14 protein-coding genes are annotated in these 12,362 nt (G+C 40.8%); 2 read left to right on the forward strand and 12 right to left on the reverse strand.

The genetic code is table 11. The annotated features are described in order from the left end of the window. Positions 1–44 precede the first annotated feature (44 nt). Entirely contained in the window at positions 45–1,412 is a 1,368-nt protein-coding gene (rlmD, locus tag JQ843_RS03890) for a 23S rRNA (uracil(1939)-C(5))-methyltransferase RlmD (RefSeq protein ID WP_203212946.1), read from the reverse strand. 37 nt (positions 1,413–1,449) lie between these two features. On the opposite strand from rlmD, the gene recX reads away from it, so the two are divergent. Together recX and ntdP are read left to right on the forward strand one after the other, a co-directional pair. Next, positions 1,450–2,226 (forward strand): recombination regulator RecX, encoded by a 777-nt coding sequence (gene recX / locus JQ843_RS03895; protein ID WP_049499824.1) that lies wholly within the window; start codon positions 1,450–1,452, stop codon positions 2,224–2,226. An 88-nt stretch (positions 2,227–2,314) separates the two neighbouring features. After that, entirely contained in the window at positions 2,315–2,848 is a 534-nt protein-coding gene (ntdP, locus tag JQ843_RS03900) for a nucleoside tri-diphosphate phosphatase (RefSeq protein WP_000775316.1), read from the forward strand. A 70-nt stretch (positions 2,849–2,918) separates the two neighbouring features. Here ntdP and JQ843_RS03905 read toward each other — a convergent pair whose 3' ends face one another. The 11 genes from JQ843_RS03905 to rpoE all read right to left on the reverse strand — a co-directional run bounded on the left by JQ843_RS03905 (position 2,919) and on the right by rpoE (position 12,261). Next, on the reverse strand, positions 2,919–3,686 hold the full coding sequence (locus tag JQ843_RS03905) for an epoxyqueuosine reductase QueH (RefSeq protein WP_004258744.1): 768 nt from the start codon (positions 3,684–3,686) through the stop codon (positions 2,919–2,921). Between the two features lie 137 nt (positions 3,687–3,823). Beyond that, positions 3,824–5,446: a chaperonin GroEL gene (groL, locus tag JQ843_RS03910; RefSeq protein ID WP_000031580.1), complete on the reverse strand. Its 1,623-nt coding sequence runs from the start codon at positions 5,444–5,446 to the stop codon at positions 3,824–3,826. A 15-nt stretch (positions 5,447–5,461) separates the two neighbouring features. Beyond that, complete coding sequence (gene groES, locus JQ843_RS03915) at positions 5,462–5,746, reverse strand: co-chaperone GroES (RefSeq protein WP_000917337.1); 285 nt, start codon at positions 5,744–5,746, stop codon at positions 5,462–5,464. 155 nt (positions 5,747–5,901) lie between these two features. Further along, positions 5,902–6,297, reverse strand: coding sequence for a single-stranded DNA-binding protein (locus tag JQ843_RS03920; RefSeq protein WP_064276278.1), 396 nt, complete (start codon positions 6,295–6,297; stop codon positions 5,902–5,904). A 77-nt stretch (positions 6,298–6,374) separates the two neighbouring features. After that, positions 6,375–7,136 (reverse strand): SDR family NAD(P)-dependent oxidoreductase, encoded by a 762-nt coding sequence (locus JQ843_RS03925; RefSeq protein ID WP_203212947.1) that lies wholly within the window; start codon positions 7,134–7,136, stop codon positions 6,375–6,377. Positions 7,137–7,177: 41 nt separating this feature from the next. Further along, the gene (ytpR, locus tag JQ843_RS03930) at positions 7,178–7,804 is read right to left on the reverse strand and encodes a YtpR family tRNA-binding protein (protein ID WP_203212948.1); all 627 of its coding nucleotides are present in this window, start codon (positions 7,802–7,804) and stop codon (positions 7,178–7,180) included. Between the two features lie 14 nt (positions 7,805–7,818). Further along, complete coding sequence (locus JQ843_RS03935; protein WP_000615777.1) at positions 7,819–8,136, reverse strand: thioredoxin family protein; 318 nt, start codon at positions 8,134–8,136, stop codon at positions 7,819–7,821. After that, the gene (locus JQ843_RS03940; RefSeq protein WP_033684800.1) at positions 8,133–8,432 is read right to left on the reverse strand and encodes a DUF4651 domain-containing protein; all 300 of its coding nucleotides are present in this window, start codon (positions 8,430–8,432) and stop codon (positions 8,133–8,135) included. The genes JQ843_RS03935 and JQ843_RS03940 overlap by 4 nt, the downstream gene beginning before the upstream one ends. A 204-nt stretch (positions 8,433–8,636) precedes the next feature. Beyond that, positions 8,637–9,710 (reverse strand): N-acetylmuramoyl-L-alanine amidase family protein, encoded by a 1,074-nt coding sequence (locus JQ843_RS03945; protein WP_203212949.1) that lies wholly within the window; start codon positions 9,708–9,710, stop codon positions 8,637–8,639. A 119-nt stretch (positions 9,711–9,829) separates the two neighbouring features. Beyond that, positions 9,830–11,437: a CTP synthase gene (locus JQ843_RS03950; protein WP_064276273.1), complete on the reverse strand. Its 1,608-nt coding sequence runs from the start codon at positions 11,435–11,437 to the stop codon at positions 9,830–9,832. A 236-nt stretch (positions 11,438–11,673) separates the two neighbouring features. Beyond that, positions 11,674–12,261, reverse strand: coding sequence for a DNA-directed RNA polymerase subunit delta (rpoE, locus tag JQ843_RS03955; RefSeq protein WP_000418409.1), 588 nt, complete (start codon positions 12,259–12,261; stop codon positions 11,674–11,676). Between the last annotated feature and the right edge of the window lie 101 nt (positions 12,262–12,362).

Here is a 12,362-nt window from a genome sequence, read left to right on the forward strand (position 1 = left end):
TGTTATTTTCAACTCTTACTATTATACAGACTTTTTCTGACTTGTCAACTACTTTTTTGAACTTTTCTAATTAATTTTACAACAGCTTCCGTTCGAGCTGTATGTGGGAACATATCGACCGACTGGATATAATGAAGATCATAGACTTCTACTAAGCGTACTAAATCACGAGCCAAGGTCGAAACATTGCAAGAAATATAGACCATCTTTTCTGGTACATAGGTAAGAATAGTATCTAATAACTTATCGTCCAGACCTGTACGTGGTGGATCCACAATCAGAGCATCTGCTCGGTAGCCTTCCTTATACCAGCGAGGAATAATCTCTTCTGCCGTTCCAGCTTCATAATGAGTATTGTCAAATCCCATTCTTTTAGCATTTCGCTTGGCATCTTCAATGGCTTCTGGAATAATATCCATACCTCTTAATGTTTTAACTTTCTTTGCGAAGGCAAATCCAATCGTTCCAACTCCACAATAAGCGTCAATCAAATGGTCTTCTTTATTAACATCCAAGGCTTTTACAGCCTCACTATAGAGGACTTCTGTTTGTTCAGGATTTAGTTGATAGAATGCTCGAGGAGATAGTGAAAATTCATAATCGAGTACACCTTCTTGAATACTCTCTTGTCCCCAGATAATCTCTGTCTTTTCACCATAAATCTCACTGGTTTTAGCTGTATTGGTATTAACAGCTACTGTCACAACTTCTGGAAAATCTTTAATTAAATCTTTTACCAGCAGGGTTAAATTAAGCTGACGATTTATAACAATAATAATCTGAACCTGTCCAGTCTTTCTTGCTCGTCGGACCATTATAGTTCTAACACCTAGAACTTTTCTCTCATCCGTGATTGGAATCTGGTGATAAGTAAGTAATTCTGCTAGACGATTAGCAATCACTTGGGTTTCCTTGTCTTGTACCAGGCAGTCTTTCAACTCTACTAAATAGTGAGAGCTTTGTGCATATAAGCCCGCCTTGACCTGATTTTTAAATTTTCGAGTCTGAAATTGTAACTTAGCACGATAGTACTTGGGTTCCTGCATTCCAATCGTCGGGCGGATTTCATAGTTTTCATATCCTGCAGGAGCAAATTTTTTCAGCGCTTGGTGAAGTAAGTCCGTCTTGAACTCCAGCTGCTTATCATAATGCAGGTGCATGATTTGGCAGCCTCCACATTCATTGTAAATAGTACAAGCCGGCACAACTCGAAATTTAGACTTCTTGTTGACCTTCAGTAATTTTGCCTCAACAAAGTTACGTTTAATAGAAGTAATCTGACAATAGATATCTTCTCCTTTGAGAGCACCAGGCACAAAGACTAATGTTTTTTGATAAAAGCCGATTCCCTCACCATTAATTCCCATGCGCTTAATTTTTAATGGTATTTTTTGTTTCACTTTCAGATTCATACCCCTATCTTATCACATTTTGAGTTATAATAGAACTATGAAAATCACAAAACTTGAAAAGAAAAAAAGACTCTATCTGATGGAGCTTGATAATGGCGACAAATGCTACATTACTGAAGATACTATTGTTCGTTTTATGTTATCAAGAGATAAGGTGATAAGTGAAGAAGAATTGAAAGATATTCAGGACTTTGCCCAATTTTCTTACGGTAAGAATCTAGCCCTCTACCACCTATCCTTTAAAGCACGTACTGAAAAAGAGGTCAGAGAATATCTGAAAAAATACGATATTGATGAAAACATCGTTTCTCAAGTCATTATTAATCTTAAAGAAGATAAGTGGATTAATGATGCTCAGTACGCTTATGCTATCATCAATGCCAATCAACTTTCAGGAGACAAGGGTCCTTATGTACTGACTCAGAAACTAGCTCAAAAAGGGATTTCAAAATCTACTATAGAAGAGAACTTGAAAGAATTTGATTTTTCTGAAGTTGCTCAACGTGTAGCTAATAAACTATTGAAAAAATATGAGGGAAAACTTCCAGCTCGTGCCTTGCAAGATAAGATAATCCAAAATCTGACCAACAAGGGGTTTTCCTATTCTGATGCTAAAACTGCTTTTGACCAGTTGGATAGTCAAGTTGATCAAGAAACGACTCAGGAACTCATCTTCAAGGAACTTGATAAGCAATATGCTAAGTATGCCCGAAAATATGAAGGATACGAACTTAAACAGCGTTTAACTCAAGTTTTAGCACGAAAAGGCTACGATTTTTCGGATATAGCAAGCGCTCTCAGAGAATATCTTTAATATTTTCATGTAAAATTCACAGATTTTAGGTAATTTTATGGTACAATAGTAAACGATAAACTTATAAATTGTAGAAAGTTGGTTAGTTATGAAGCTTCCAAAAGAAGGCGACTTTATTACAATTCAAAGTTATAAGCATGATGGGAGTCTCCACCGAACTTGGCGGGACACCATGGTACTAAAAACAACAGAAAACGCCATTATTGGTGTCAACGATCATACACTGGTTACCGAAAGTGATGGTCGTCGTTGGGTCACTCGAGAACCGGCTATTGTTTACTTTCACAAGAAATATTGGTTTAATATCATTGCCATGATTCGTGATAATGGAATTTCCTACTATTGCAATATGGCTAGCCCCTACTATCTGGATGAAGAAGCACTGAAGTATATTGATTACGATTTGGATGTTAAAATTTTTACAGATGGAGAGAAACGTCTCTTGGACGTTGAGGAGTATGAGCGTCACAAACGCAAAATGAATTATTCCGATGACTTGGACTATATTTTAAAAGAACATGTCAAAATTCTTGTTGATTGGATTAACAATGGACGAGGTCCTTTCTCAGAAGCCTATGTAAACATTTGGTACAAGCGCTATGTAGAACTAAAGAATCGGTAAAGTTGTCAAACTGGGGTTAAGACCCCGGTTTTTTTATTTTAAAAACCCAGCTTTACAGCTGGGCTTATCCTTATATATCTAATTTTGTAACTGTAAATTTGATATGGGAATAGTCTTTTTCAACATCCTTATCCAGCAAGAAAACTGTGGCATCTTTCTTAACCTGAACCAAATCAATATTCTGAGCCTGGGCTGCATAGACGCATCCACAATAACATTGACGATAGATATCATACTCTTCACACATCTCTACCGAACGTTTGTAGCCTTGATTTTTCTTGAAATCACTTGGAAGATAGTGGGTTGTATAAATTTTTTGCACATCGATTCCGATACTATTAATGGTTTGAGAATTCTTATGAGGACTGATGGTCAAGGCTGAGCCAAAGTAGTCAAAGCCCAAGTCCATAGCCACTTGAGCTGTCTTATCCAGTCGGTAGTCAAAGCAAACCTTGCAACGGTCGCCACCTTCAGGCTCTTCTTCCAAACCTCGAACCAGTTTACGATATTCGTTAGGTTCATAAGGAGCTTCTAGGTATTGAACGCTATTGCCAGTTCGCTCATTGAAATCACTGACAAACTTTTTAGTCACATAGGCACGCTTATGGTATTCTGCCTTGGGATGGATATTAGAATTGGCAAAATAGATTGTCACATCTGCATACTTGGTCAAATATTCGAGGGTATAGGTACTGCAAGGGGCACAGCAAACGTGCATGAGAATGGTTGGCCGTTGCTCATTTTTCTCCCATACTTGTACCATCTTCTGCATGACACGGTCATAATTAATCTTCTGATTGAGGTTCATCTTGCTCAGAATTTCTTCTACATCGATCATGTTCTTCTCCTTTTTATAGTCTTATTTTATCATATAAGTTAGGAGAGCTCAAATCTATTTAGAAGTGAATATCATAAAAAGGAGGAATAGCCATTCCCTCCTTTTGTGTTTTTTATAAGTTGTTTTCTATAGAAAGCTTACATCATCCCACCCATCATACTTGGATCCATTGCTGGAGCTGGGGCTGCTGGTTCTGGTTTATTGGCTACGACTGCTTCCGTAGTCAAAATCAAGCTGGCTACAGATGCTGCATTTTGTAGAGCTGAACGACTCACTTTAACTGGGTCGATAATCCCTTGATCAATCATGTTAACCCATTCGCCAGTTGCTGCATTGAAGCCTGTACCAACTTCAGCATTTTTCAAACGATCGATAACGATAGAGCCTTCAAATCCTGCATTGTGGGCGATTTGACGAACAGGTTCTTCCAAAGCACGGAGAACAATATTGCGACCCGTTGCTTCGTCTCCTGTTAATTCCAAATCAGCTACGGCAGGGATAACATTTACAAGGGCTGTTCCACCACCTGCAACGATTCCTTCTTCAACAGCTGCACGAGTAGCGTTGAGGGCATCTTCAATGCGGAGTTTCATTTCTTTCAACTCAGTTTCAGTTGCAGCTCCGACCTTGATGACTGCTACACCACCTGACAATTTCGCCAAGCGTTCTTGCAATTTTTCACGGTCAAATTCAGAAGTTGTGGTTTCGATTTGAGACTTGATAACTGCAACACGGTGAGAAATCGCTTCAGGATTTCCAGCACCTTCTACGATAACCGTGCTATCTTTGTCCACAGTTACTCTCGCTGCTTGACCAAGAGCTTCAATTGTCGCATCTTTCAACTCAAGACCTAGGTCTTCTGTGATAACTGTTCCGCCTGTTAAGATGGCGATATCTTCAAGCATGGCTTTGCGACGGTCACCAAAACCAGGTGCCTTAACGGCTACTACGTTGAAGGTTCCACGAATCTTGTTCAAAACAAGAGTTGGAAGAGCTTCGCCATCAACATCATCCGCAATAATCAAGAGTGGACGATTGCTTTGGAGAATACTTTCTAGGAGTGGCAAGATTTCTTGGATATTTGAAATCTTCTTATCAGTAATCAAAATGTATGGATTTTCAAGATCAGCTACCATTTTTTCGCTATCTGTCACCATGTACTGTGAAAGGTAACCACGGTCAAACTGCATTCCTTCCACAACTTCAAGTTCTGTTTCCATACCACGTGACTCTTCGATAGTGATGACTCCGTCTTTGCCAACTTTTTCCATGGCTTCAGAAATGTACTCACCGACTTTTTCAGAACGAGAAGAGACAGCAGCAACCTGAGCGATGGCTTCTTTATTAGCGACAGGGATGGCATTATTTTTCAAGGCTTCTACTGCTGCGGCAACTGCTGTTTCAATCCCACGACGAATTCCGATTGGATTGGCACCTGCAGTGACATTTTTGATTCCTTCACGGACGATTGCTTGTGTCAAGACAGTTGCAGTTGTCGTTCCGTCACCTGCGATATCATTGGTTTTTGAAGCTACTTCTGATACCAATTTGGCACCCATATTTTCAAAGTGGTCTTCCAATTCGATTTCTTTGGCAATGGTCACACCATCATTGGTAATCAAGGGTGAGCCAAATGATTTTTCCAACACAACGTTACGACCTTTTGGTCCCAAGGTTACTTTAACAGTGTCTGCAAGGATATCGACACCACGGACCATAGCTGAACGAGCATCAGATGAAAATTTAATTTCTTTTGACATACTTACTTTCTCCTTCTATTTTTCAATGATAGCCAAGATGTTAGCTTCGCCTACGATGATGTACTTTTCATCGCCATCTTTGACATCAAGACCTGCGTGAGCTTCAACCAAGACACGGTCTCCAGCTTTAACACTTGGAGCAACCAAGTCACCGTTCAAGGTACGAACACCTTGTCCAGTAGCCACAACTTGAGCTGTTTTGGTTTTTTCTTGGGCTGAACCTGCGAGGACAAAACCTCCAACAGTTTGTTCTTTTTCTTCTACTTTTAAGACCACACGGTCCCCTAATGGTTTCAACATCTGATTTCCTCCATAATGAGATAGATATCATTAGCACTCTTTACACTTGAGTGCTAATTCATAATTCTATTGTATCACTTGGTCAGAAATAGTCAAGAAAAAAGTCTGACTTTCTCAAGATAAAAAGCCTGAGACCAACTCAGACTTTTTTATGTTTAAAATGGTAATTCCTCCTCTTCCAAAACCAAATCTGCCAAATCCTGTCCTGCATTATTTTCACGAATGGCACGTTGAGCACGACTTTCCAAAAGTTGGAATCCTGTGACAAGTACTTCAGTCACATAATTCATTTGACCATTTTTCTCAAAGCGACGGGTACGAAGTTCTCCATCCACAGAGATAAGACTACCTTTAGTTGCGTAGCTGGCCAAGCTTTCTGCTAGTCTGCCCCATAGAACCATATTGACAAAGTCAGCTTCGCGCTCCCCATTTTGGTCTTTGTAACGACGATTCACAGCAATGGTTGCACGCGCTACTGACTTGTCATTGTTGGTTTTGTGCAATTCTGGTGTAGACGTTAAACGTCCAATCAAGATAACTTTATTATACATATTTTCTTCCTCCTACTTATCTATTCGTAGGAAATCAAAAAAAGTTACAGAAATTTGTAACTTTTCGAGAAAATTTTTTATTTTTTATGAACCATGAAACCTGTCGCCTGTTGATTGGCCATGATGGTCATATCTGTAATCTGCACACGACGAGGTTGACTGGTCACATAGACTACTGTGTCTGCAATATCCTGAGCTTGCAAAGCTTCGATTCCTTGGTAAACGGACGCAGCTCGTTCTTTATCACCGTGAAAACGTACCGTCGAAAAATCTGTTTCGACAATCCCAGGCTGAATGGTTGTAACCTTGATATCCGTTGCGATGGTATCAATTCGCAGTCCATCCGAAAAGGTCTTAACCGCTGCCTTGGTAGCTGAGTAAACAGCGGCACCCGCATAGGCGTAGATTCCTGCGGTTGACCCCATGTTGATGATATGTCCTTGATTGGCTTTTACCATTGCTGGCAAGAAAGAGCGAGTGACTGCCATCAAACCTTTGACATTGGTATCCAGCATGGTCAACATATCCAACTCTTCATAGTCCTGATAAGGTGCTAAACCTAGAGCCAGTCCGGCATTGTTGACCAGAATATCAATCTGACCTATCGTTTCTAGAATATTGGAGCAAACAGTCTTCACCATGGTCATATTCGTCACATCTAGTTGAAAGGTCCAGACATTTTGATTTGGGAAAGCTTCTGCAAACTCCGACTTTAGGACTTCTAGTCTGTCTGTCCGTCGTCCTGTTAGAACGACATTCTCACCCTGCTCCAGATAAGCACGCGCAATCGCTTCACCAATTCCTGATGTCGCCCCTGTAATCACTACATTTTTTGCCATCTTATTTCCTTCTATCTGGTCTATCAGATACTAACAACTTCTTAGGCAGTCCAGTGTTTAGCTGGATCAAATGGAGTTCCGACAACTTGGTCTTCTGATAATTCAATAATACCACGCTTTTGCGGAGCATTTGGCAAGGCAAGTTCACGAGGACTACACATCATGCCAAAACTCTTTTCACCACGAAGCTCACCTGGGAAAATGAGATTCCCTTTGGGCATCATTGCTCCTGGAAGAGCTACAATGGTTTTCAACCCGACACGCGCATTGGGAGCCCCTGCAACGATTTGCACTGTCTTGTCACTCGCGACTGCAACTTGGCAGATGTTAAGGTGGTCACTATCAGGATGGGCTACCATCTCGACAATTTCACCAACAACAAACTTAGGTTCCTTGTCATTGACAATTTCTTCTTTAAAACCTTCCGCCTGCAATTCTTGGTTCAAACGAGCGACTTGCTCATCTGATAAAAAGACTTGACCGCGCTCTGCAATTTCAAACAAACTTGAAACTTCAAAAATATTCCAAGCCACTGTTTCCCCATTCTCTTTGAGAAAAACACGGGCTACCTTGCCTTTGCGCTCCACATCCAGTTTGGCATCTCCGCTATTTTTCACGATGACCATAAGGACATCACCGACATGTTCTTTATTATATGTAAAAATCATTGTTTCCTTTTCTCCTATTTCAGTCCAGCTAAAAAGTCATTAATTTGTTGCTTGCTTTTACGGTCGCGATTAACAAAACGACCAATTTCCTTGTCTTTTTCTAGAACAACAAGGCTAGGAATTCCGTATACATCCCAGAGTTTAGCTAGATCCATATACTGGTCTCTATCCACTCGAATAAAGGTGAACTCTGGATTGGTCTCCTCAATTTCTGGCAAGGCAGGATAGATGTAACGACAATCACCACACCAGTCTGCTACAAAAAGAAAGACCTTCTTGCCATCTTTTTCTACCAAGGATGCTAATTCTTCTAAACTTGCTGGTTGTATCATAAAACTTCCTCCTCATAGACTAGGTCTTCATTTTCATAGACAAAGGTATAATGACGGCCATCCTCAAAAATGACGCCACCAACTAAGCTCTCCAGACTGCTTTCATAAACTTGAACATAGAGAGTCGCAATTTCCCCCATGTCTGAAAAATGGTCTCGTACAATCGCTGTCAACTCTTCCTGAGTCTTCCTGAGCTTACGGTCATCTGCAACTTTTTTCGTAGCAAGGGCAAGGCTCCCAATACCAAGCAGAGCCAGACCTGCCATCCACATTTTTTTAGCTTTCATACCATTCATTTTAACACAAAAAAGGCTTTAGGACAAATGAGGAAGCAGCAGAAAAGCAAGTAAAAAGCCCCTTCCTTTAAGGAAAAGGACTTCTTATACTCAATCAAAAGCAAAGAGCAAACTAGGAAGCTAGCCGCAGGTTGCTCAAAACACTGCTTTGAGGTTGTGGATGAAGCTGACGTGGTTTGAAGAGATTTTCGAAGAGTATTATTCTTATTGCCAGGCACCTGAGTTGCCAACGTAGTAACCATCAGGGGTGTAGGTATTGCGAAGCATCTTACCTGATGAAGCTAGATAATACCACTTGCCATTATCTTTGACCCAATCATTCGCTAGCATGGCACCCGAAGAACTTACATAATACCATTCTCCCTTGTCATAAACCCAAGTGCTTGCTTTCATGACTCCTGAAGTTGATAAATAGTACCACTTGCCTTGGTCGTAAAGCCAGTCACTCGCAATCATGGCTCCTGATGATTTAAAGGCATACCAGTTGCTACCTTGATAAAGCCAAGTTTGATTGAACATGATCCCTTTATCATTCATAAAGTACCAAGTTCCCTTGTCCTTAATCCAATCCTTCTGCACTAATTGACCTTGTTTTTGATAGTACCAGTTTTGGTTTGATTTTAGCCAGCTTTCTGCTTTTACAATCGGATAAAGTTCTCTGAAAGCTCCTCCATCATCATATTTATGACTGATAGTTTTTAGTTTTTCGAGCTTCAACTCACCATTGTCATAGTCTGCCCAAGCATAGACTTTTTGACCATTGACAGTCTCTGGTAAGGTAGCAGTGTAAGTCTTGGTTTGATAGTCCCATTTAGTATCAAGGTAGGTGTATTGATTATTTGATTCTTCAATACGGTAGTAACCACTCTTTCCACCATTATAAACGTCATCTACCACTTTAGTGGACCAGGTCTTTACTTCATTTCCGCTCTTGGCTTCTACCTTGATATCTCCTCTATAGCCATAAGGTACGTAGAAATTCAGGTAACGCCCCTCTGTACCGACCATAGACTTGTCCTTTTCTTGACCTAGGAAATTGACAGTCTGATCTTGACCATTGAGACTGACTGTCCACTCGATTTTCTCGGTTTTTGGCAAATCTAAAACTTTAATATCCACTTCATGACCATTGTTAAACCGAAGAATCTTGCCATCTTGATACTTAACGCCACCCTTAATAACCCACTCTTCTTCAAGATCGAAGGCCTTTCCCGAATGAGGGAAAGCTAGTAAAGCTAGACCAGCTAGAGACAAACCAAATAATGTGATTTTTTTCATTGTAAATCCTCCTTAGTTTCTGTTATGTTAATTATATCACTATGTTTTTATTTTGCAACTCATATCCTAAATATGCAAGTAAAAAACCTCTGAGATTCTTCTCAAAGGTTCTGATTTTGCTAATTGCTGTTCTCAACTGCTGCAGTCACAAAGGCAGTGTAGAGTTCTTCTGGGCGGTTTGGACGACTTGAAAGTTCAGGGTGATACTGACACGCTACAAAGAATTTATTTTCTGGAATTTCCACGATTTCGACCAAACGATTGTCTGGAGAAACTCCTGAGAAGACAAAGCCTGCTGCCTCAAACTGCTCACGGAAGGCGTTGTTAAACTCATAACGGTGACGGTGGCGGCGTTGCACCACTTCTTGATTGTGGTAAGCAGCTGCTGCCTTAGAGCCACGTTTCAACTTAGATGGATAAAGCCCCAAACGAAGGGTTCCACCCATATCCTCAACATCAATCTGATCACGCATGATATCAATGATAGGGTATTTTGTTTCTGGTGCAAGTTCTGCGGAATTGGCGCCCTCAAGCCCTAAAACGTTACGAGCAAACTCGATACAAGTCAACTGCATTCCCAAGCAGACACCCAACATAGGAACATCATTCTCACGCGCATAGCGGATGGCTTGAATTTTCCCTTCTGTGCCACGTTGACCAAAACCACCTGGTACGATAATTCCGTCTGCATCAGACAAGAGTTCCGCCACATTCTCTGCTGTCACATCATTGGCATTGATCCAATTGATTTTAACTTCTGCATCGTTGGCATAACCAGAGTGTTTCAAGGCTTCAACCACAGAAATGTAGGCATCTTGCAACTCAACATACTTACCGACAAGGGAAATCTTGACTTGTTTCTTGAGGTTCATGACCTTGTCCACCATAGCTGACCACTCTGTCATATCCGCTGCTGGTGCGTCTAATTTCAAGTGATCACAGACAATTTGGTCCATACCTTGTGCCTGCAAGTTCAATGGAATTTGGTAAAGGTGTTCGACATCCAAAGACTCGATAACGGCTTCTGGTGCCACATCACAGAACTGGGCCAGTTTGTTTTTAATTCCTTGACCAGCTGGTTCTTCTGTACGAATAACCAACATATTTGGCTGGATTCCCAAGCCACGCAATTCTTTGACAGAGTGTTGAGTTGGTTTGGTTTTCATTTCACCAGCTGCCTTGAGATATGGAAGCAAAGTTGTATGAATGTACATGACATTATCTGCACCCACATCTGCCTTCATCTGACGAAGGGCCTCTAGAAATGGCAAGGACTCGATATCCCCGACAGTTCCACCAACCTCTGTGATAATGACATCAGAATCAGTCGTTAGAGCGGCACGCTTGATTTTTTCTTTCAAAGCATCTGTGATATGAGGAATAACCTGAACAGTTGCCCCAAGGTATTCTCCACGGCGTTCCTTACGAAGAACTTCACTGTAAATTTTACCAGTTGTCACGTTGGAATATTTGTTGAGATTAATATCGATGAAACGTTCATAGTGACCCAAGTCCAAATCTGTCTCAGCTCCGTCATCTGTCACAAAAACTTCCCCGTGCTGGTAAGGACTCATAGTTCCCGGATCAATATTGATATAAGGGTCAAACTTTTGAATCGTTACTTTGAGACCACGATTTTTCAAGAGACGGCCCAGACTCGCTGCCACAATCCCTTTCCCAATAGACGATACCACACCACCAGTTACAAAAATATATTTCGTAGACATAGATTCCTCTTTCTAAAATGCTCAAGGCCTTGTTAACTACGAGGGGACATAGAAAACAAGACCCTACTAATAAGAATAATCTGGGACAACTGCACCAGATTCACAACTAAAATACAAGAAGATAACTTCTTGAAAAAACAAAAATAGCTCCCTAAGAACTAGGGAGCCCCGACCTCTAAAAGAGGTGCCCGAACAATATGATACCTAAAAATAGGATAATTGTCAATAGCTAACTTTTATTCCTCGATGTTTTCAGTATCATCATCTGAAAACTCGTCGTCTTCTTCGTTGAGATCCACGTCTTCACCCAAGTCATCTGGGGCGATTTCGTTGATTTCTGCATCGTAAGCTTCCACTTCATTTTTCTCATCATCTGGATTTTCATCATCGTATGAAAGTGCTGGATCTGCTTCGTATGCGTCTTCGTCTTCTGGATCATCCGCATTATAGTCAATGGCATCTGAATCACCATCCATGAAGGCATTGACACGTTTTTTCTTAGCTTTTGGTGCTACTTCATCGTCGTCATTTTCTTCAAGAGCAATGATTTCTTCGTCGATTTCGTCCACACCATACCATGAACGAAGACCCCATTTGTTGTCTCCAAGTGAGATGAAGCTACCGTCAAAGTTCAACTCTGTGTAGAACAAAGGCAAAGCTTCACGGATATCGCTGTTTGATGTTCCAAGGTAGTTTTGAATTTCGTTTACAAGATCGCTAAAATGCATCTCATGATCGCGACCACGAAGTTCCAAGATAGCACGCGCTACCTCAATCATAGATAGTTCACTTTTTTCTTGCCCAGCAAATACTTCTAATTCCAAAGCGTTTCTCCTCATTTATACTACTATCGTCAGAGCAAACAGACTCTGACCTCATTTTATCATTTACTCTTTATTTTACGATAATTTTGCGGAATAGTCAA

This window comes from Streptococcus mitis, from assembly GCF_905187495.1.
Classification (GTDB): domain Bacteria; phylum Bacillota; class Bacilli; order Lactobacillales; family Streptococcaceae; genus Streptococcus; species Streptococcus mitis_CU.